The following is a 21,138-nucleotide window of genomic DNA, read 5'->3' as shown; positions in this document are numbered from 1 at the left end:
AGCTGGGAGCTGAGAGGTGCCGTTTTCGATGCCGGGCCGTACGGGGGTGAAGCGGGCCGTGCAGAGCAAGCGCCCGGCGGCGCGGTGACTGGCCGTGACTCTAAGCGCAGCCGGGGAAAGTCCGGGAGCGCCGACGGGATGATGTGACTGTCTTGTTATGCCGACAGGGGGAACTGGTGTGCAGGCCATGGGCAAAACAGGACATAACGGTCGGCAATGCGGTGTTCACATGCTGAGAACGCCCAGAGAACACCCAGTTCCGCTAAGGCGCTTGAATGGTTCATGGTCCTGACAAGATCATCCGGCGACTCTCCGGATATCGGACACCCCCTCTGAGCTGAGCGGACGAAGCGGCTGACCGGAGCGCTCCGCTCCGCCGTCGGTGCCACCTCGTGGGAATGTCACGCAGAGTCACGACGGGGATGGCCGGGAACCGCTGGTGGGTACGCGCTGTTCGCTGGGCGGTCGCCAGTTCTCCGAACTGCCCGTCGCACCCTTCGCCGCCTCGCACCTCCGCCGGGTCTCGCGGTCGGTCAGCGCGAACGCCGCCGCGCGTCCCGTACGCCGCTCCTCTGCGCGCGCGTCGGCGAGCACCTCGTCGTGGATCTCGTACTGCTCGTTGGACATCCCCTTCTGCTCCCAGTCGAGCCCCGCCCACTTGCTCCCCTTCAGGGCCTCTTTCACCCAGTACGACACCAGACTTGTGCATACGTCCGTCGGCGAACTCGCCGTCGGCTCCGGGTCCGCGGTCCGCTCGGGCGCCCGCCCGCAGCCCGTCGACAGGGCGAGCGCGCAGCCGGCCAGGACCGCGGCGAGCGCGGTCCCGGCCGGGTGCGGGCGGCGACGGGTCACGGCAGTTGGACGAAGGTCCGCAGGAAATCGCGGGCGCCCGGGGTGTCGAGCCGGTACACCACGTTCGTGGCGTAGCAGGGGGTGTCACCGGTGATCGTGGTCGCCACGAGCGTCCGCCGGCCGCCGAGCTCGGCGAAGTTCGGCCCGCCCGAATCCCCGTAACAGGCACCGCCGTTGCCCTGCGGCGCGGTCATGCCGAGCCGGATCCACGCGGCGTTCAGCGCGTCGAACGAGACCGGCGCCTTCATGCGGACGCCGCCGCCCGGATGGGTGTGGCCGCCCGGCCCGCGCTCGGCCTCCTGGGTGCCGTAGCCGGCGACGACGAAGGGTGTGGCGTTCAGTCCCTGCGGGCCGAGCGCGTCCAGCGCGCCCGGCTTCGGCAGCGCCGCGGGCTTGAAGCTCCAGCGCTCCGCGATCTTCGCCGCGGGCAGTTCGATCACCGAGATGTCATGGGTATCGGCCGCCGGGCCCGGGTAGGCCGGGTGACTGTGCGCGACGCCCTCGACGGCCACGGCGCGCGCCACGGCGGCCGGGTCGCCCGGATGCGCGGCGGCGGCCGCGTCCAGGGCGGCCTGCACGTCCTGGTCGAGCGACACGTGGAAACGCACGTTCTCCGGCCAGTCGGTCGTGCAGTGCGCCGCGGTGAGGAAGGTGTCGGCGTCGATCATGGTCCCGGAGCAGACCCAGTCGACCCGGTCGGGCGTGCCCGGGTCGGCGTCGTCGTCCCAGGTCGCGACGAGGGCGCCGACCTCGGTGCGCTCGGGCGCGGGCGTCGCGTTGTACGAGTTGATCGCCGCGGACGGGATCGCGGTGGCGAGAACGGCGGCGCAGGCCGCGGCGGACACGGCGGTCGCCACGGTCGTGGTGCGTACGGCGGTCAAGACAACCCCTTGGTCGAGGAACGCGGGTGTGAGCGGACCCGTCAGTGAAGCGGCTGTGGCGGGCGAGGGCAAGAGGGCGCGGGAACAAGGGAGTTGGGGGACTCGGGATCCCGGAACGCACCGCGGCCCGGTACGGGAGGTTCCGTACCGGGCCACGAAGGGGGAGAGGGGCGGGGCGCCGCTCGGACGCAGGGCTCAGGCCCCGGCTCAGGCGCCGGCGCCGTCCAGCCGGCCGGCCGCCGGGAGGTGCTGCGCGTCCTGGCCGCCGACCTCCTTGAGCATGCAGGTCAGCCGCGCCGTGCAGACCCGCTTGTCCTGCTCGTCCGTGATCACGATCTCGTACGTCGCGGTCGAGCGGCCCCGGTGCACCGGCGTCGCCACACCCGTCACCAGACCGCTGCGCACCCCGCGGTGATGCGTGCAGTTCAGGTCCACGCCCACGGCGATCCGGGACACCCCGCCGTGCAGCATCGAACCGACCGAGCCCAGGGTCTCGGCGAGCACCGCGGAGGCGCCGCCGTGCAGCAGCCCGTACGGCTGGGTGTTGCCCTCCACCGGCATCCTGCCGACCACCCGGTCCGCCGAGGCCTCCAGGATCTGCACGCCCATCCGGTTGCCCAGGTGCCCGGCCGAGAACAGCGCAGGCAGGTCCACGCCCAGCGAGGCGTACTCGTCGATGACCTCCTGCGGGAACTTCACGTGCTGCTGCTCACCCATGGACGGGCTCCGTTCGTCGTCGTGCGCCTGTACTTCTCTTCCGTCGCTCTTCCGAGCTGCCTGAGCAAACGCTTAGGCGGTTGCGGATTCTTCCAGACGCACGATCACGGACTTGCTCGCGGGGGTGTTGCTGACGTCGGCCGTCGACTCCAGCGGCACCAGTACGTTCGTCTCCGGGTAGTACGCCGCGGCGCAGCCCCGGGCCGTCGGGTAGTGCACCACCCGGAAGCCGGGCGCCCGCCGCTCGCTGCCGTCCGTCCACTCGCTCACCAGATCCGCGTACGCCCCGTCCGCGAAGCCGAGCGCCGCCGCGTCCTCCGGGTGCACGAGGACCACCCGGCGGCCGCCCGTGATGCCCCGGTAGCGGTCGTCCAGACCGTAGATCGTGGTGTTGTACTGGTCGTGCGAGCGCAGCGTCTGCAGCAGCAGCCGCCCCTCCGGCACCGCCGGGTACTCCACCGGCGCCGCCGTGAAGTTCGCCTTCCCGGTCGCCGTCGGGAAACGGCGCTCGTCGCGCGGCGCGTGCGGCAGCGCGAAGCCGCCCGGGTTCGCCGCGAGCCGCGCGTTGAAGTCCTCGAAGCCCGGGATCACCCGGGCGATCCGGTCGCGGATCGTCGCGTAGTCCGCCTCGAAGTCCTCCCACGGCGTCGCCGAGCCCGCTCCGAGCACCGCCCGCGCCATCCGCGCCACGATCGCCGGCTCGGACAGCAGGTGCGGGCTCGCCTGCGGCAGATTGCCGCGCGAGGCGTGCACCAGACCCATCGAGTCCTCGACCGTCACGAACTGCCGCCCGCCCTTCTGCACGTCCTTGTCCGTACGGCCGAGCGTCGGCAGGATCAGCGCGCGGGTGCCGGTCACCGCGTGCGAACGGTTCAGCTTCGTCGACACGTGCACCGTGAGGCGGGCCTTGCGCATCGCCGCCTCGGTGACCTCGGTGTCCGGGGTCGCCCCGACGAAATTGCCGCCCATCGCGAAGAACACCTTCGCGTCGCCGTCGCGCAGCGCCTCGATGGCCCGCACCACGTCATAGCCGTGATGGCGCGGCGAGACGATCCCGAACTCCTTGTCCAGGGCGTCCAGGAAGGCCGCGGCCGGCCGCTCGAAGATGCCCATGGTGCGGTCGCCCTGCACATTGGAGTGACCGCGCACCGGGCACACCCCCGCGCCCGGCCGCCCGATGGCGCCCCGCAGCAGCAGGAGGTTCACGACCTCGCGGATCGTCGGCACCGAGTGCTTGTGCTGGGTCAGGCCCATCGCCCAGCAGACGATCGTCCGCTCCGAGGCCAGCACCATCTCCAGGGCCCGCTCGATCTCCGCCCGGGAGAGCCCGGTCGCCGCGAGCGTCTCGTCCCAGTCGGCGTCCTTCGCGGCCGCCGCGAACTCCTCGTACCCATGGGTGTGCGCGGCGACGAACTCCTCGTCCACCGCCCCCGGAGTCTCCAGGACGAGCTTGTTGAGCAGCCGGAACAGCGCCTGGTCGCCGCCGATCCGGACCTGCAGGAAGAGATCGGTGAGCGCGGCGCCCCGGAGCATGCCCTGCGGGGTCTGCGGGTTCTTGAACCGCTCCAGACCGGCCTCCGGCAGCGGATTCACCGAGATGATCTTCGCGCCGGCGGCCTTGGCCTTCTCCAGGGCCGACAGCATCCGCGGATGGTTCGTCCCCGGGTTCTGCCCGGCGACGACGATCAGATCGGCCCGGTGCAGGTCCTCCAGGGACACGCTGCCCTTGCCGATGCCGATGGTCTCGCTCAGCGCCGAGCCCGAGGACTCGTGGCACATGTTGGAGCAGTCCGGCAGATTGTTCGTACCGAACTCGCGGGCGAAGAGCTGCAGCAGGAACGCCGCCTCGTTGCTGGTCCGGCCCGAGGTGTAGAAGAGCGCCTCGTCCGGCGAGGACAGCGCCGTCAGCTCCTCCGCGATGATCGCGAACGCCCGCTCCCAGCTCACCGCCTCGTACCGGTCGGCACCCTCCGGCAGATACATGGGGTGCGTGATCCGGCCCTGCTGGCCCAGCCAGTAACCACTGCGCTCCGCCAGGTCCGCCACCGGGTGCGCGGCGAAGAACGCGGGCGTCACCCGGCGCAGCGTCGCCTCCTCGGCGACCGCCTTCGCCCCGTTCTCGCAGAACTCCGCCACATGGCGCTTGTCGCCCTCCGGCCACGCGCAGCCCGGACAGTCGAAGCCGTCCTTCTGGTTGACCTTGAGCAGCGTGCGCGCGGTGCGCCGCACACCCATCTGCGCCTGGGCGATCCGCAGCGTGTGCGCGACGGCGGGCAGCCCCGCGGCCGCGTGCTGCGGCGCCGCGACCTGCGGCGCGTCCTGGACCGGGTCACCGGCGGGCGGCTTGCTGACCATCGCGCTCTCCCTTGAGCGAAACAAAGCTGTCGTACGACCCGATCCTGTCACGCACCCCTGACATCGGGCCATGCGCGGTAGGTGGCCGCGGGAGCGGAGCGGGGTCGACAGGAACGGTGGACGGGAATGTCAGTCGCGCGTGGCAGGATCGTCCCGTGGCCGAGACAGCAGCGAAGAAGACCGATATGACCGAAGAGAACCGCCCGCGCCTGCTCCTCATGGACGGGCACTCCCTGGCGTACCGGGCGTTCTTCGCACTGCCCGCGGAGAACTTCACCACCGCGACCGGGCAGCCGACGAACGCGATCTACGGATTCGCGTCCATGCTGGCGAACACGCTCCGCGACGAGGCGCCCACGCACTTCGCCGTCGCGTTCGACGTGTCCCGCAAGACCTGGCGTTCCGACGAGTTCCCCGAGTACAAGGCGAACCGCTCCAAGACCCCCGACGAGTTCAAGGGACAGGTCGAGCTGATCGGCGAGCTGCTCGACGCCATGCACGCGCCGCGCTTCGCCGTCGAGGGCTTCGAGGCGGACGACGTCATCGCCACCCTCGCCACCCAGGCCGAGGCCGAGGGCTTCGAGGTCCTCATCGTCACCGGCGACCGGGACTCCTTCCAGCTCGTCACCGACCACACCACCGTGCTCTACCCCACCAAGGGCGTCTCCGAGCTGACCCGCTTCACCCCGGACAAGGTCCAGGAGAAGTACGGGCTCACGCCCTCGCAGTACCCCGACTTCGCGGCCCTGCGCGGCGACCCGTCCGACAACCTGCCCGGCATCCCCGGCGTCGGCGAGAAGACCGCCGCGAAGTGGATCAACCAGTTCGGCTCCTTCGCCGAACTCGTGGACCGCGCCGAGGAGGTCAAGGGCAAGGCAGGCCAGAACTTCCGTGACCACCTGGAGTCGGTGAAGCTCAACCGGCGCCTCACCGAGATGGTCCGCGACGTCGAGCTGCCGAAGACCGTGACGGACCTCGCCCGCGAGCCGTACGACCGGACGGCCGTCGCCCTCGTCCTCGACACCCTGGAGATCCGCAACCCCTCGCTGCGCGAGCGGCTCCTCGCCGTCGACCCCGGTGCCGCCGAGGAGACCGCCCCCGCGCCGGCCCCCGGCGTCGAGCTCGACTTCACCGTCCTCGGCTCCGGCGAGCTCGCCGGCTGGCTCGCCGAGCACGGCGGGCAGCCGCTCGGCATCGCCACCGTCGACAGCTGGGCTCTCGGCACCGGCAGCGTCACCGAGGTGGCCCTCGCCGCGGAAGGAGGCGCCGCCGCCTGGTTCGACCCGACCGAGCTGGACGAGGGCGACGAGAAGGCCTGGTCGGCCTGGATCGCCGACGCCGACCGCCCGAAGATCATGCACAACGCCAAGGGCGCCATGCGGGTCTTCCCCGAGCACGGCTGGAGCGTCGCCGGCGTCACCATGGACACCGCGCTCGCCGCCTACCTGGTGAAGCCCGGCCGCCGCTCCTTCGCCCTGGACGCCCTGTCCGTCGAGTACCTCGGGCGCGAGCTCGCCCCCGCCGCGGCCGCCGACGGCCAGCTCGCCTTCGGCGCCGAGGACACCGCCGAGGCCGAGGCCCTGATGAGCCAGGCCCGCGCCGTGCTCGACCTCGGCACCGCCTTCGAGGAGAAGCTCGCCGAGGTCGGCGCCAAGGACCTCCTCCACCAGGTCGAGCTCCCCACCTCCGTGCTCCTCGCCCGCCTGGAGCGGCACGGCATCGCCGCCGACCGGGACCACCTGGAGGCCCTGGAGCAGCAGTTCGCCGGCGCCGTGCAGCAGGCCGTGAAGGAGGCGCACGCCTCCGTCGGCCACGAGTTCAACCTCGGCTCGCCCAAGCAGCTCCAGGAGGTCTTCTTCGGCGAGCTCAACCTGCCGAAGACCAAGAAGACCAAGACCGGCTACACCACGGACGCCGACGCGCTCGCCTGGCTCGCCGGCCAGACCGAGCACGAGCTCCCGGTCATCATGCTCCGCCACCGCGAGCAGGCCCGGCTGCGCTCCACCGTCGAGGGCCTCATCAAGACCGTCGCCGCCGACGGACGCATCCACACCACCTTCAGCCAGACCGTCGCCACGACCGGCCGTCTCTCCTCCACCGACCCCAACCTGCAGAACGTGCCGGTACGGACCGACGAGGGCCGCGCCATCCGCCACGGCTTCGTCGTCGGCGAGGGCTTCGAGGCCCTGATGACCGCCGACTACAGCCAGATCGAACTGCGCGTCATGGCCCACCTCTCCGAGGACGAGGGCCTGATCGAGGCCTTCACCTCCGGCGAGGACCTGCACACCACCGTCGCCTCCCAGGTCTTCGGCGTCGAGCGGTCCGCCGTCGACGCCGAGATGCGCCGCAAGATCAAGGCCATGTCGTACGGCCTGGCGTACGGGCTCTCCGCCTTCGGCCTCTCCCAGCAGCTGGGCATCGAGCCGGCCGAGGCGCGCGGCCTGATGGACACCTACTTCGAGCGCTTCGGCGGCGTCCGCGACTATCTGCGCCGCGTCGTCGACGAGGCCCGCGCCACCGGCTACACCGAGACCATGCTCGGCCGCCGCCGCTACCTCCCGGACCTCAACAGCGACAACCGCCAGCGCCGCGAGGCCGCCGAACGCATGGCCCTCAACGCCCCGATCCAGGGCACCGCCGCCGACATCGTCAAGGTCGCCATGCTCGACGTCGACCGCGCCCTCACCGAGTCCGGCCTCGCCTCCCGCATGCTCCTCCAGGTCCACGACGAAATCGTCCTCGAACTCGCCCCCGGCGAACGCGCCCAGGTCGAATCCCTCGTCCGCGCCCACATGTCCGACGCGGTCACGCTGCGCGCCCCGCTGGATGTCTCGGTGGGCGTCGGCCAGAACTGGGACGAGGCGGCGCACTGACGCGACGTCCCGACCTGAAAGGCCCGGCCCCACGAGGGCCGGGCCTTTCGGCTGACGGTCAGTGGGGGCCCTGACCGGAACGCTCCGGAGTACGTTCCGCCACAGGGGCAACGGGCGGCACCCCCGGACCCGCACCCGCACCGGCCCGGACCCGCACCCCCACCCCGTACACCAGCACCCCCACGAACAACCCCGACCCCGCCCCGAAGCACAGCGTCGGGATGATGTCGACCGGCGTCCCGATCCGCCCCCAGTACGCGTAGAAGCGCAGCACCCGCTGCACCGCCCCGGCCACCACGCACCCCCCGATCACCGCCGCCGCGAGCAGCAGCCCGCGCCGGTCGAGGACCGGCACCCGCGCGGGCACCGGTGCGTCCAGGGGCGTCGCGCGCAGGGCCCGTACGGTGAACCAGCAGAGCAGCACCAGGGCCAGCGCCGAACCCCCGTACTGCGCGTAGAGGTAGACGGGGAAGCCGGCCACGACCTCGCCGAGGACCGGGATCACCCGGGTGCCCCACCGGTCGAGATGGGTGAACGCGTCCCACACCACGTGCGTGGTCGCGCCGATCATCGCCGACAGCACGAACCACCCGGCCAGCGCCGCCGGATGCCGCTCCCGCCACGGCCGGCCGCGCACGAAGCCGTACACCCGGCCCCGCCACCCCCGCGGCAGCAGCGCCACCAGCGGCTCGCGCACCAGGAGCCACAGCCCCACCATCGCCGCCGTGATGAGCACGTCGACGGTGACGACGCCGAGGAAGGAGTGCGTGACGTTCCCGAACAGCATCGCGCCGGGAATCGCCGAGGCCGCGAAGTACGTCATGTCGGGGGAGAAGGAGCCGGCGACGAGCGCCGACGCCACCAGCGGGCCCCGGCCCGTTCCGCCGCGGCGGATGCCCGGCAGGACCGCTGCGGCATGACTGAGTGTGAACGGCACGGAACTCCCCCTCGATCCGAAGTGCCCCCTCAGTATTCAGGACCGTCCGACGGAGAAAGCTCCGGCGGCCAAGTAGTGACGAAACAGTGAAAGACGGTCAGCACGCGGTGTCCCGGTGACCGGAGTTGGCATAGGGTCGGCGATCGGAGCCGCGCGGGGAGCGCGGAGGGGACACGGGGAGGACCACACGTATGGCAGCGCACTTGGGCCGCCGGCTACGCAGGGGAGCCACCAGCGGTGCGGTCGTGGCCGCCGCGGTCGCGGCGCTCGCCGCCTCTCAGGCACCCGGCACGACCACGCCGCCCACCGACGGCACGAGCGGCGACCTGCCCATCGGTGCCGGTGACGCGACCACACCCCCGGACGGCTCGGCCTCCGGCGACTCGCCGTACTACACCGAGCTGCCCCCGCTGAACACCCCCAACAAGCCCGGCGCGCCCACCACCCCGCCGCTGTTCACCGGCCCCGGTGAGGCCGGCATACCCGCGACCGTCTACGCGGCCTACAAGCGCGCCGAGGAGTCGATACGCTCCACCGACCCCGGCTGCAACCTGCCCTGGCAGCTGCTCGCCGGCATCGGCAAGGTCGAGTCCGGGCAGGCCGGCGGCGGCAACGTCGACGCCAACGGCACCACCAAGTCCCCGATCCTCGGCCCGGTCCTCAACGGCGTCGGCTTCGCCAACATCTCCGACACCGACGGCGGCCTGTACGACGGCGACACCACGCACGACCGGGCGATCGGCCCGATGCAGTTCATCCCGTCCACCTGGAAGACCTGGGGCCAGGACGCCAACAGCGACGGGAAGAAGGACCCCAGCAACATCTACGACGCGGCCCAGGCCGCCGGCCTCTACCTCTGCGCCAACGGCCGCAACCTCGCCCTCCAGGCCGACCTCGACCAGGCGATCCTGAGCTACAACCACTCCAACGAGTACCTGCGCACGGTGCTCTCCTGGTTCGAGTACTACAAGCGCAACTCCCACCAGGTGCCCGACGGCACCGGCCAGCTCCCCGGCCACCGCAGCGACGACCCGGTCACCAACCCGGCCGGCACCCGTCCGCTCCCGACGACCCCCGCGTCGCCGAAGCCGAGCCCGACGCCGGCCACGCCGAAGCCCACCCCCGCCAAGCCGACGCCGTCGAAGCCCACCACTCCGCCGGTCACCGACCCCGCGAGCCGGGTGACCCGGATCTCCCGGGACGGCGCCACCACCCTCACCGCCCGTGCGGGCAGCGGCTTCGTCACCCGGCCCACCGTGCTCGCCGTCGACGCGGCCGGCAAGCCGGTCCCCGGCGTCCAGGTGCGGTTCCGGGTGGTCGGCGACACCGACACCCGGTTCGCCGTCGGCGTGCGCGAGGTCACCGTCGTCACCGGCAGCAACGGCAAGGCCGTCGCCCCCACCCTCAAGGCCGGCGAGGCCACCGGCGCCTTCACCGTCAGCGCCGCCGTGGCCGGCCGGACCCTGAACGCGGTCGAGTTCACCGCGACCGTCACCGAGCGCTCCGCCGACACCCTCACCCGCCTCGACGCCAAGGAGCTCGCGGCCGTCACCGGCGGCAGCTTCGCCGACCGGGTCGCCGTCAAGGCCACCGACGACGGCAACGTCGCCGCTGGCGTCGCCCTCACCGCCACCTTCGTCACCTCGACCGAGGACCCGAAGCCCGCCACCGAAGGACCCTTCTTCAAGGACGCCGACGGCAACCCGGTCCGCACCCTCACCGGCCTGCGGACCGCGGCCGACGGCACGTTCACGCTGCCGGAGGTCTTCGCGGGCGACACGGCCGGGACCTTCACCCTGCGGATCACCGCGCCCGGCGGCGGCACGCTCACCGTCACCTTCAAGGTGACCGCCCCGGAGCCCGAGCCCACCCCGACTCCCACGCCGACCCCGTCGCCCTCGGAGTCCGGGACCGGCACCCCGTCGCCCACGCCGAGTTCCTGACCGCCCGGGCGCTGCCAGCCCGGCCCCTCGTGCCGCCCCCGTGTCCGCCGCGCCGGACCCGGGGGCGCACGCGTTCTGAGTGCAACGTGTTCTCATCTCGCGGTCGCGTTGCTACGGTGCCCCCGCCCTGGCGACGTATCAGATCGAGCACCGGGAGGCCGACCTTGCGCGCCCTTGCCGCAGCCGTCATCGGACTCGTGCCCGTCCTCCTGTTCATCCTGCTCGTCTCCTTCACCGATCTGCCGCCGGACGGGCCGACCTCGCCGCTGCCCCTGCTCACCGCCGATCCCGGCCCCAAGAAGTGAGGGGCCGCCCCATGCGCCGCCGAGCGAGCCTCGTCCTGCTCTCGTTCGCCGTCTTCTTCGCCGCCATGGCCCCGACCATGCGCTGGTACGCCTTCCCCCGGCTCGCCAAGATCCCGCCGAACCAGTACCAGGAGACCGTCCTGGAGGCGAAGCCCGCGACCCTCCTGAACTACTCCACCCTCAAGTCCGAGCAGGTCGACAAGATCACGATCGTCCAGACCCTCAAGGGCAATGTGGAGGAGTCGAAGAAGATCGAGCGCGACGCCGGCCGTGACGTCGTGGTCTGGGACTCCCTCTCCTATGTCCTCGGCCCCGACGGCAAGATGGTCTCCAAGATCCCCGAGCGCTACGTCTTCGACGCCCACACCCAGGACCCCGTCCACGCCACCGGCGAGATGGTCGACGGCGACCCGGTCCGCCGCGAGGGCATCGAGTTCAAGTGGCCCTTCCTCACCGAGAAGCGGGACTACCAGTACTTCGACGCCCAGACCCGCACCTCCGCCCCCATCCACTACCAGGGCACCCGCACCTTCCGCGGCCTGGAGGTCTACTACTTCGAGCAGACCGTCCCCTGGACCGAGGTCCCCATGCCCAAGACCATGCCGGTCCAGGGCATCACCCCGGACGTCCTCGCCAAGACCGGCCTCACCCGCTGGTACACCACCAAGCGCATGTTCTGGATCGACCCCGTCACCGGCGCCCCCGTCAACGGCGAGGAGATCCACCGGGAGGAACTCCGCAACGCCCGCGCCCTCATGGGCCAGGACACCGTCACCGTCTTCGCAGGCCACGTGAAGATGCGCGAGGACTACATCGCCTACGTCGTCGACCTGGTCGAGAGCAACCGCCTGATGGTGCTCCTGCTCGTCTCCTATCTCCCGTGGAGCTTCACCGTCCTCGCCCTCGTCCTGCTCGCCCTCTCCCTCTGGCTGGAGGCCCGCTCCCGCCGCCCCGCGACCGCGACCGCGATCGGTACCGACCCCGGTCCCGACCCGGGTCCGGACCCCGGGCCCGGGCCCGTCAGCGCTCCCGCCTGAGCCGGGCACTGGTGTGCCGGGTCGGCTCCGCCACCGAGGGGTCCTCCGGCCACGGGTGCTTCGGATACCGCCCCCGCAGCTCCGCCCGCACCGCCCGGTAGCCCTCCCGCCAGAACGAGGCCAGGTCCGAGGTCACCGCCGCCGGCCGCCCGGCGGGGGACAGCAGGTGCACCAGGACCGGCACCCCCGCCACCCGGGGCGTCTCGGCGAGCCCGAACATCTCCTGCAGCTTCACCGCGAGCACCGGCCGCTCCCCGCCGTACTCCACCCGTATCCGCGAACCGCTCGGCACCTCGATCCGCTCCGGCGCCAGCTCGTCCAGCCGCCCCGCCTCGCCCGTCGCCCACGGCAGCAGCCGGCGCAGCCCCTCACCCGCGTCGATCCGCCCCAGATCGGCCCGTCGGCGGGCCCGCGACAGCTCCGGCTCCAGCCACTCCGCCGCCCGGCCGAGCAGCGCCTCCTCCGACACCTCGGGCCACGGCTCGCCCACCACCCGGTGCAGGAAGGCCAGCCGGCTCCGCAGCTCCACCGCGTCCCGCGACCACCGCAGCAGCCCCGTGCCCTCCCGGCGCAGCCCGTCGAGCAGCGCCGCCCGCACCAGCGCCGGATCGACCGCGTCCCGCAGCGGCCGCACCGTCAGCTCCACCGCCCCCAGCCGCTCCACCGACCGGGCCACCACGTCCCCGTCCTCCCAGTGGACCTCCTCGCCCGAGCTCAGCAGATGCCCCGCCGCCCGCCGCGCCACCGCCTCGTCCACCACGGCCGCGAGCCGCACCCGGGCCACGGCGCTCTGCACCGTCCGGTCCGCCACCGCGACCGCCAGCCACGGCGCCGACCGCAGCCCCGAACCCTCGGCGAGCCGCGCCCCGGTGCCCGACACCATCAGACAGCCGCCCTGCTCCCGGGCCCGCGCCACCCGCTCCGGAAACGCCAGCGCCGTCACCAGCCCCGCCACCGCGTCCTCCCCGGCGGCCCCCGGTCCCGCGGTCCGCCCGTCCGCACCGGGCCCGGCCGCCTCGCCGGCCGACCGCTCCAGCCGCCGCACCTCCGCCTTCCAGCGCGCCCCGTACCCGTCGCCGCCGCGGCGGGCCTCGCGCCAGGCCGCCGCCAGATCGTCCCCGTACTCCCGGGGCGGCTCCTCGCTCAGCAGCGCCACCACCTCCGCCGCCCGCCGCGCCCCGACCTCGGGCGCCCCGTCGAGCAGCGCCCGCCCGAGGCGCGGATGCAGACCGAGCCGGGACATCCGCACCCCGCGGTCGGTGGCCCGGCCCTCCCCGTCCACCGCGCCGATCGCCGTCAGAACCTGCCGGGCCGCCGCCATCGCCCCGGCCGGCGGCGCGTCGAGCAGCGCGAGACCGGCCGCCGAGGGATCCCCCCAGCACGCCGCCCGCAGCGCGAAATCGGTCAGATCGGCGACCTTGATCTCGGGGGCGGGGAACCGTGCGAGCCGCGCGTCCTCCGCCGTCGACCAGCAGCGGTACACCGTGCCGAAGGCCTCGCGCCCGGCCCGCCCGGCGCGCTGCGTCGCGACCGCCGCCGACACCGGCACGGTGGCCAGCGAACCCAGGCCCCGCGCATGGTCCGTCCGAGGCTCCCGGGAAAGCCCGGAATCGACCACGATCCGCACGCCCGGCACCGTCAGGCTCGACTCCGCCACCGAGGTCGTCAGGACCACCCGGCGCCGCCCGCCCGGCCCGCCGCCCCGCAGCACCGCGTCCTGCACCGCCGCCGGCGCCCGCCCGTGCAACTGCAGCACCTCGGCGTCCACGCCCGCGAGCAGCCCGGCCGTCCGGGCGATCTCCCCGGTGCCCGGCAGGAAACAGAGCAGATCGCCCTCGTGCCGCTCCAGCGCCTCCCGCACCGTCGCGGCCACATGCCGCAGCAGCGCCGGGTCCACCCAGGTGCCGTGCGCCGGCCGCACCCCGGCCGGCGGCGGTGCGAAGTGGATCGCGGAGCCATGGACCTTCCCCTCCGCCCGCACCACCGGCGCCGGACCGCCCCCGTCGAGGACGGTCAGCAGCTCCGCCCAGGCCGCCGCGTCGCTCGTCGCCGACGCGGCGATCAGCCGCAGCTCGGGCCGCAGCGCCGCCCGCACGTCCACCAGGAACGCGAGCGCCGTGTCCGCGTCCAGATGCCGCTCGTGGCACTCGTCGAGCAGCACCACGTCCACGCCGGCCAGCTCGGGATCGCGCTGCAGCCGCTGGAGCAGCACGCCCGTGGTCACCACCTCGACCCGGGTGGCCGGACCGGTCCGCCGCTCCCCGCGCACGGAGAAACCGACGGACCCGCCGACCTCCTCGCCGAGCAGCCAGGCCATCCGCCGCGCCGCCGCCCGCACCGCCATCCGGCGCGGCTCGGCGACCAGCACCCGCCGCTCCGGCCCGTCCCCTATAAGACCCGCGAGGGCCAGCGGGACCAGCGTGGTCTTGCCGGTCCCCGGCGGGGCGTGCAGCACCGCCGTGCCGCGCTCCTCGAGCGCGGTCAGCAGCTCGGGGACGGCATGGCGGACGGGAAGCAGGTCGAGTGCGTCGTTTCGGATCACGCGGCCAGTCTCGTACGACCCGCCGACCCGGTGCGCGCGACTGTCCACAGGCCCGCCGATTCGTATGACTGATCGGCGGGGCAGCTCGCCGGCCGTGGTCCGTGCGGCGCGGCCGCTAGTCCATGCGCTCGCACACGAAGATCGCCGTGCCCGGGATCAGGTTCCCTCGCAGCGGGGACCATCCGCCCCACTCCTGGTCGTTCCAGGACGGCCACTCCGGCTCGACCAGGTCCACCAGCCGGAAGCCGCCGGCCACCACGTCCCGCACCCGGTCCCCGATCGTCCGGTGGTGCTCGACGTAGACCGCGTTCCCCCGCTCGTCCTGCTCGACGTACGGCGTCCGGTCGAAGTAGGAGGCGGCGATCGACAGACCTTCCGGACCGGGCTCGTCCGGGAACGCCCAGCGGATCGGGTGCGTCACCGAGAACACCCAGCGCCCGCCCGGCCGCAGCACCCGGCGCACCTCGCGGAACACCCGTACCGGATCGGCCACGAACGGCACCGCGCCGTACGCCGAGACCGCCAGGTCGAAGCTGCCGTCGCGGAACGGCAGCGCCCCCGCGTCCGCCTCCACCAGCGGCACCTCTTCCCCGATCCGCAGCGCGTGCTGCAGCTGCCGGTGCGAGAGGTCCAGGGCCACCGGCCTCGCCCCCTGCGCGGCCAGCCAGCGCGAGCACTGCGCCGCGCCCGCGCCGATCTCCAGGACGTCCAGGCCCTTCAGCGCCGCGGCCGGTCCGAGCAGCCCGGCCGCGGCCTCGTCGAGACCCTCCGGCCCCCACACGAACCGGTCGTCCCCGAGGAACGCTCCGTGCTCGCTCTGGTACTCGTCGGCGTTGCGGTCCCACCAGCCGCGGCTGGCCCGGCTGCTCTCCGCTTCCCCGGCGTCACGCCGGGTGGCCTCCGCCTCGTCCTCGGGCCCGTCTTCGTGTCCGTACTCTTGGTTCATCTCGCCCGTCGATGTAGTTTGCGCTCAGAGCCGCGCGCGTAGATGCGGGCGGCCTCCCGTGGCCAGGATGGCCTGGGCCGACATGAGTTGTGCCGGATATGCGGCGATCCGCCCCGGGTGTGCGCTTCGCGCATTGACCCTGTCCGGCCGCCCCCGTATGCTAAAGGTTGCGCTGCGGGCCTGCGCGCCTCAGACGGAGCAGGCCGCGCTCGCACCTGTTGCAGTCCCCTCGGTTTTCGAGGCGCCCCCCGTTCGACGGGACCGGCGCTTCATTGGCTGTCCGGCTTCTTCAGTGCGATACGGGCTCTCGGCGTAGCAGTACCTACGACTTTCTGTCCGTAACCGGAGCCCTTTCCCACATGACGAGCAGCACCGAGACCACCGCCACCACCCCGCAGGTTGCGGTCAACGACATCGGTAACGAGGAAGCCTTCCTCGCCGCGATCGACGAGACGATCAAGTACTTCAACGACGGCGACATCGTCGACGGCGTCATCGTGAAGGTCGACCGGGACGAGGTCCTGCTCGACATCGGTTACAAGACCGAAGGTGTCATCCCGAGCCGCGAGCTCTCGATCAAGCACGACGTCGACCCCAACGAGGTCGTCAAGGTCGGCGACGAGATCGAGGCCCTGGTTCTCCAGAAGGAGGACAAGGAAGGCCGCCTGATCCTCTCGAAGAAGCGCGCCCAGTACGAGCGTGCCTGGGGCACCATCGAGAAGATCAAGGAAGAGGACGGCATCGTCACCGGTACCGTCATCGAGGTCGTCAAGGGTGGTCTCATCCTCGACATCGGCCTCCGCGGCTTCCTCCCGGCCTCCCTGGTCGAGATGCGTCGCGTCCGCGACCTCCAGCCCTACGTGGGCAAGGAGCTCGAGGCGAAGATCATCGAGCTGGACAAGAACCGCAACAACGTGGTCCTGTCCCGCCGCGCCTGGCTCGAGCAGACCCAGTCCGAGGTCCGCCAGACCTTCCTCACGACCCTCCAGAAGGGTCAGGTCCGCTCCGGCGTCGTGTCCTCCATCGTCAACTTCGGTGCCTTCGTGGACCTGGGTGGCGTCGACGGCCTGGTGCACGTCTCCGAGCTGTCCTGGAAGCACATCGACCACCCGTCCGAGGTTGTCGAGGTCGGCCAGGAGGTCACCGTCGAGGTTCTCGACGTGGACATGGACCGCGAGCGCGTCTCCCTGTCGCTGAAGGCGACCCAGGAGGACCCGTGGCAGCAGTTCGCCCGTACCCACCAGATCGGCCAGGTCGTTCCGGGTAAGGTCACCAAGCTGGTTCCGTTCGGTGCGTTCGTCCGCGTGGACGAGGGCATCGAGGGTCTGGTCCACATCTCCGAGCTGGCCGAGCGCCACGTGGAGATCCCGGAGCAGGTCGTCCAGGTCAACGACGAGATCTTCGTCAAGGTCATCGACATCGACCTCGAGCGTCGTCGCATCAGCCTCTCGCTGAAGCAGGCCAACGAGTCCTTCGGTGCCGACCCGGCCTCGGTCGAGTTCGACCCGACCCTGTACGGCATGGCCGCGTCCTACGACGACCAGGGCAACTACATCTACCCCGAGGGCTTCGACCCCGAGACCAACGACTGGCTCGAGGGCTACGAGACCCAGCGCGAGGCCTGGGAGACCCAGTACGCCGAGGCGCAGCAGCGCTTCGAGCAGCACCAGGCTCAGGTCATCAAGTCCCGCGAGGCCGACGAGGCCGCCGCTGCCGAGGGTGGCGCCGCCGCTCCGGCCGGTGCCCCGGCGGGCGTCTCCGGTGGTTCGTACTCCTCGGAGTCGGACGACAACTCCGGCGCCCTGGCGTCGGACGAGGCCCTGGCTGCCCTCCGCGAGAAGCTGGCCGGCGGCCAGAGCTGAATCGGCTCACCGCTGAGCTCCAGTAGCTAGCGTCGAGGCCCGTCTCCCTCCGGGGAGGCGGGCCTCGTTCGTTTCTCCTCGGCGCGAAAACGCGCACCGACCTCGGCGTGATCGCGAGAACGGGAATGGGCGCGGAGCGGAGGGTGTTGACCCAGGAGAACCGAGGAGGAGCGGAAATCGTGCTTGATCCCCAGGATTTGTACGAATGGGACCAGAAGGGCCTGGCCGTCGTCGACCTGGCCCTGGCCCAGGAGTCGGCCGGACTGGTCATGCTCTACCACTTCGACGGCTACATCGACGCCGGCGAGACCGGCGAGCAGATCGTCACGCGCCTGCTCGACACGCTGCCCCACCAGCCCGTGGCCCGCTTCGACCACGACCGTCTGGTGGACTACCGCGCCCGCCGCCCGCTGCTGACCTTCCGCCGCGACCGCTGGACCTCCTACGAGACCCCGGCGATCGAGGTGCACCTCGTCCAGGACGCCACCGGCGCCCCCTTCCTGCTGCTCTCCGGCCCCGAGCCGGACGTCGAGTGGGAGCGCTTCGCCGCCGCCGTGGGCCAGATCGTCGAGCGCCTCGGCGTGCGCCTCGCCGTGAACTTCCACGGCATCCCCATGGGCGTCCCGCACACCCGACCGGTCGGCCTCACCCCGCACGGCAACCGCGTCGACCTCATGCCCGGCCACCGCAGCCCCTTCGACGAGGCCCAGGTGCCCGGCAGCGCCGAGTCCCTCATCGAGTTCCGCCTCGGCGAGGCCGGCTTCGACACCCTCGGCGTCGCCGCCCACGTCCCGCACTACGTGGCCCGCTCCCCGTATCCGGACGCCGCCCTCACCGCCCTGGAGGCGGTCACCGCCGCCACTGGCCTGGTCCTGCCCGGCGTCGCGCACGCCCTGCGCACCGAGGCCCGCCGCACCCAGACCGAGATCGACCGCCAGATCGGCGAGGGCGACGAGGAACTGGTCGCCCTGGTCCAGGGCCTTGAGCACCAGTACGACGCGGTGGCCGGCGCCGAGACCCGCGGCAGCCTGGTCGCCGAGCCCGTCGACCTGCCCTCCGCCGACGAGCTGGGCCGCGAGTTCGAGCGCTTCCTCGCCGAACGGGAGGGCGACGCGTAGCGGGCGGACCGCGGGATCTAAGCTGCCGCTCATGCTGAAGGTGGGCCTGACCGGCGGTATCGGCGCCGGCAAGAGCGAAGTGTCCCGGCTGCTCGTCTCGTACGGCGCCGTCCTGATCGACGCCGACCGGATCGCGCGCGAGGTCGTCGAGCCCGGCACCCCCGGGCTCGCCGCCATCGTCGCCGAGTTCGGCGAGGGCGTCCTCACCCCCGAGGGCACCCTCGATCGGCCCGGCCTCGGCGCCATCGTGTTCAACGACCCCGAGCGGCTCGCCGCCCTCAACGCGATCGTGCACCCGCTCGTCGGCGCCCGCTCCGCCGAACTGGAGGGGCGGGCCGGCCCCGACGACGTCGTGATCCACGACGTGCCGCTGCTCACCGAGAACGGCCTCGCCCCGCTCTACGATCTCGTCGTGGTCGTGGACGCCGCCCCCGAGACCCAGCTCGACCGCCTGGTCCGGCTGCGCGGCATGACCGAGGACGAGGCCCGCGCCCGGATGGCCGCCCAGGCCACCCGCGCCCAGCGCCGGGCCGTCGCCGACCTGCTCATCGACAACGACGGCCCCCTTGAGGCGCTGGAACCTCAGGTGCGCAAGGTCTGGGAAGAGCTCCGGCAGCGCGCCGCGGACACCCGCTGACGGGAATCCGCCACGGCGCCGCGGGTCGCAAGTGCCCCCGGACTGGGTAGGAATGCCCACCAGGGGAGGCCCCGCGCCACGGCCCCCCGACGGAATACGGTCACCGTGCCCGCTGTTGAACCGCCGGAACGAGGGGAAGGAAACGCCGTGGCCGAGAGCACCCCGGAGACCCACGTCATCGACTACCGGGCCGCCGAGCAGCTGCTCGCCGCCCGGGACCCGAGAGGCGCGGTCAAACTCCTCGACTCGGTGATCGCCGCCCACCCCGAGAACACCGCGGCCCGCCTGCTGCGCGCCCGTGCCTTCTTCGCCGCCGCCCAACTCCGCTCGGCCGAGCTCGAGTTCGGACTGGTCCTGGAGCGGGAACCGGACAACGCGTTCGCCCACTTCGCACTCGCCCGCACCTTCGAGCGCTCCGGCCGCTCCGCCCAGGCCCTGCGCCACTTCCGGCTCGCCGCCGCGCTCGACCCCAAGCCGGAGTATCTGGAGGCGGCCCGGTTCGGTCCCGCCGAGGCCTGAACCGCCGGTGCGCCTCCGCCCTGGGCCTGAGCCGCCGGTGCGCCGACAGCGACGCGGCTCAGCGACCGCGGCCGCGGCCGCGGCCGCCGTGATCGGGCTCGTACGGCGGGATGTCACGCCCCGGCTGCCAGTGCGGGCCCTGCCGGATGTGGTGGGCGACCATGACGAGATCGACGGCCGCCACCACGAACAGCACCCCGCACGCCGCCGCCCAGCCGGGCCGTTCGACCAGCGAGAACACCGTCGTACCGAAGCCGGCCCACAGGACACCCCACAGGCTCAGCCAGAACCGCAGCCGCAGCGCACTGCGCGCGGTCGCCGGTTCACTCCCCGTACGCATGACTCACATCTCCCGGGTGAGGTGAACCCCTCGGGCACTTTCCAGGATCCCACCCGAGGACCGACGGGCGTCGAGAGGACGTGACAGGCATGAGCGAACCACGGAACACGGACCGGAAGCGCACCGGACACGGCGGGACCGGCCCCGGCCCGATCACCCCGGACGGCTGCGCCGTCGACCTCTACCGGCGCCTTGCCGTCGGCACCGAACCCGAGGTGATCGGGGCCGCGCTGCCGCCCGGCGCCACCCTCCTCGAGCTGGGCAGCGGCGCGGGCCGGGTGACCGTCCCGCTCGCCGAGCGCGGCTTCGCCGTGACCGCCGTGGACGAGTCGGCCGAGATGCTCGCCGTCGTCGGCGAGCGCGCCCCGGACGTCGAGACCGTGCTCAGCCCCATCGAGGAGCTGCGGCTGCCGAGGCGGTTCGACGCCGTCGTGCTCGGCTCGTTCCTCGTCCACACCGCCGACCACCGCACCCGGCAGGGCCTCCTGGAGACCTGCCGGCGGCACGTGAAGGACGACGGGCACGTCCTCGTCCAGCGCGAGGGCCCCGGCTACCACGACGACGTGCCGCGCGAGCGGCACGACCCCGCCGGCTACACGGTGCGGATCGCGGCCACCGACCCCGTCGGCGACGGCGTCGACCGGGTGCTGTGCGAATACGTCTTCCCGGACGCCCGCTGGACCCAGACCTTCCTGTCCCGCCGGCTCAGCCCCGAGGCCTTCGAGGGACACCTCGCTGAGGCCGGACTCGCCGTCGAGCGCTACCTCACCGACGACGGCACCTGGGTGCTCGCCCGGCCCGTCCCGGGGGTCAGTGGATGACGCTGTAGCTGCGCCAGGGCAGGGTGCCCGGCACGATCTCGTCCGCCGTCCGGGTCGCCAGATAGATGGGGTCCTTGCCCTTGCAGTCCAGCGTCCGGTAGAGCTGGATGTCCACCAGCGTCGCGTTCTCCACCCTGGTCGCGCCCGACGGCGCGAGCCGGTGACAGCCGTTCACCGAAGGGCTGGTCACCCTCACCACGACCTCGCGCCCCGTCTCGTAGTTGAGCGTGCCCACCATGGTGCGGCCGAGACCCGAGCAGCCCGCGAGGGCGAACGTGAGCAGGGCGGCCCCGCTGGCGATGGAGAGACGCCGGTGAAGGGACATGGCGGGATTCCTCGTCTGTCGGGCGTGGGCGGCCGAGGCCTGTTCTCCGTCACCCTGCCGCCTCCCGGGCCGGGTGTCATGTCCGGTTGGGCCGGTCGGGGGAGCCCGCCGCGGACCGTGGCGCG

18 protein-coding genes are annotated in these 21,138 nt (G+C 72.5%); 9 read left to right on the top strand and 9 right to left on the bottom strand.

Going from position 1 to position 21,138, the window contains the following annotated elements; all coding sequences use genetic code 11:
• Positions 1-411 precede the first annotated feature (411 nt).
• The 4 genes from KV205_RS21720 to KV205_RS21705 all read right to left on the bottom strand — a co-directional run bounded on the left by KV205_RS21720 (position 412) and on the right by KV205_RS21705 (position 4,805).
• Positions 412-852, bottom strand: a complete 441-nt coding sequence (locus KV205_RS21720; protein WP_265866191.1) for a hypothetical protein — start codon at positions 850-852, stop codon at positions 412-414.
• Entirely contained in the window at positions 849-1,733 is an 885-nt protein-coding gene (locus KV205_RS21715; protein WP_265866190.1) for a trypsin-like serine protease, read from the bottom strand. Before KV205_RS21715 ends, KV205_RS21720 begins: the two co-directional genes overlap by 4 nt.
• Positions 1,734-1,940: 207 nt before the next feature.
• Positions 1,941-2,450, bottom strand: a complete 510-nt coding sequence (locus KV205_RS21710) for a PaaI family thioesterase (protein WP_265866189.1) — start codon at positions 2,448-2,450, stop codon at positions 1,941-1,943.
• Positions 2,451-2,522: 72 nt separating this feature from the next.
• Complete coding sequence (locus KV205_RS21705) at positions 2,523-4,805, bottom strand: FdhF/YdeP family oxidoreductase (RefSeq protein ID WP_265866188.1); 2,283 nt, start codon at positions 4,803-4,805, stop codon at positions 2,523-2,525.
• Between the two features lie 155 nt (positions 4,806-4,960).
• Between KV205_RS21705 and polA the strand changes: the two genes are divergently transcribed.
• Positions 4,961-7,681, top strand: coding sequence for a DNA polymerase I (gene polA / locus KV205_RS21700; protein ID WP_265866186.1), 2,721 nt, complete (start codon positions 4,961-4,963; stop codon positions 7,679-7,681).
• A 58-nt stretch (positions 7,682-7,739) separates the two neighbouring features.
• Here polA and KV205_RS21695 read toward each other — a convergent pair whose 3' ends face one another.
• Entirely contained in the window at positions 7,740-8,618 is an 879-nt protein-coding gene (locus KV205_RS21695) for a DUF4184 family protein (RefSeq protein WP_265866184.1), read from the bottom strand.
• Positions 8,619-8,809: 191 nt separating this feature from the next.
• Between KV205_RS21695 and KV205_RS21690 the strand changes: the two genes are divergently transcribed.
• The 3 genes from KV205_RS21690 (at position 8,810) to KV205_RS21680 (ending at position 11,903) form a co-directional block, all read left to right on the top strand.
• Positions 8,810-10,561, top strand: coding sequence for a lytic transglycosylase (locus KV205_RS21690; RefSeq protein ID WP_265866182.1), 1,752 nt, complete (start codon positions 8,810-8,812; stop codon positions 10,559-10,561).
• Positions 10,562-10,725: 164 nt separating this feature from the next.
• A complete protein-coding gene (locus tag KV205_RS21685) occupies positions 10,726-10,866 on the top strand; it encodes an SPW_0924 family protein (protein ID WP_265866181.1) in 141 nt (46 codons plus the stop codon).
• An 11-nt stretch (positions 10,867-10,877) separates the two neighbouring features.
• Positions 10,878-11,903, top strand: coding sequence for a DUF3068 domain-containing protein (locus tag KV205_RS21680; protein WP_265866180.1), 1,026 nt, complete (start codon positions 10,878-10,880; stop codon positions 11,901-11,903).
• Here KV205_RS21680 and hrpB read toward each other — a convergent pair.
• Both hrpB and KV205_RS21670 read right to left on the bottom strand, forming a co-directional pair.
• Positions 11,887-14,445, bottom strand: a complete 2,559-nt coding sequence (gene hrpB, locus KV205_RS21675) for an ATP-dependent helicase HrpB (RefSeq protein WP_265866179.1) — start codon at positions 14,443-14,445, stop codon at positions 11,887-11,889. The genes KV205_RS21680 and hrpB overlap by 17 nt on opposite strands.
• A 115-nt stretch (positions 14,446-14,560) precedes the next feature.
• On the bottom strand, positions 14,561-15,391 hold the full coding sequence (locus KV205_RS21670) for a class I SAM-dependent methyltransferase (RefSeq protein ID WP_265866178.1): 831 nt from the start codon (positions 15,389-15,391) through the stop codon (positions 14,561-14,563).
• A 359-nt stretch (positions 15,392-15,750) separates the two neighbouring features.
• On the opposite strand from KV205_RS21670, the gene rpsA reads away from it, so the two are divergent.
• The 4 genes from rpsA (at position 15,751) to KV205_RS21650 (ending at position 19,527) form a co-directional block, all read left to right on the top strand.
• On the top strand, positions 15,751-17,253 hold the full coding sequence (gene rpsA / locus KV205_RS21665) for a 30S ribosomal protein S1 (RefSeq protein WP_019885395.1): 1,503 nt from the start codon (positions 15,751-15,753) through the stop codon (positions 17,251-17,253).
• Between the two features lie 179 nt (positions 17,254-17,432).
• Complete coding sequence (locus tag KV205_RS21660) at positions 17,433-18,371, top strand: PAC2 family protein (RefSeq protein WP_265866176.1); 939 nt, start codon at positions 17,433-17,435, stop codon at positions 18,369-18,371.
• A gap of 31 nt (positions 18,372-18,402) precedes the next feature.
• Entirely contained in the window at positions 18,403-19,008 is a 606-nt protein-coding gene (coaE, locus tag KV205_RS21655; RefSeq protein WP_265866175.1) for a dephospho-CoA kinase, read from the top strand.
• Between the two features lie 147 nt (positions 19,009-19,155).
• Positions 19,156-19,527 carry a tetratricopeptide repeat protein gene (locus KV205_RS21650; RefSeq protein ID WP_265866174.1) on the top strand — a complete coding sequence of 124 codons (372 nt, stop codon included), beginning with the start codon at positions 19,156-19,158 and terminating at the stop codon, positions 19,525-19,527.
• Positions 19,528-19,585: 58 nt separating this feature from the next.
• On the opposite strand, the gene KV205_RS21645 is transcribed toward KV205_RS21650, so the two are convergent.
• Positions 19,586-19,867 (bottom strand): DUF6343 family protein, encoded by a 282-nt coding sequence (locus KV205_RS21645; RefSeq protein WP_265866173.1) that lies wholly within the window; start codon positions 19,865-19,867, stop codon positions 19,586-19,588.
• Between the two features lie 89 nt (positions 19,868-19,956).
• On the opposite strand from KV205_RS21645, the gene KV205_RS21640 reads away from it, so the two are divergent.
• The gene (locus KV205_RS21640; protein WP_265866172.1) at positions 19,957-20,688 is read left to right on the top strand and encodes a bifunctional 2-polyprenyl-6-hydroxyphenol methylase/3-demethylubiquinol 3-O-methyltransferase UbiG; all 732 of its coding nucleotides are present in this window, start codon (positions 19,957-19,959) and stop codon (positions 20,686-20,688) included.
• Here the strand turns inward: KV205_RS21640 and KV205_RS21635 are convergent.
• Positions 20,678-21,013 (bottom strand): hypothetical protein, encoded by a 336-nt coding sequence (locus tag KV205_RS21635; protein WP_265866171.1) that lies wholly within the window; start codon positions 21,011-21,013, stop codon positions 20,678-20,680. The genes KV205_RS21640 and KV205_RS21635 overlap by 11 nt on opposite strands.
• Between the last annotated feature and the right edge of the window lie 125 nt (positions 21,014-21,138).

Source organism: Streptomyces sp. SKN60 (assembly GCF_026236535.1).
GTDB lineage: Bacteria > Actinomycetota > Actinomycetes > Streptomycetales > Streptomycetaceae > Streptomyces.
The sequence above is the reverse complement of the archived record's forward strand: the minus strand, read 5'-3'. Positions and strand labels throughout refer to the sequence as shown.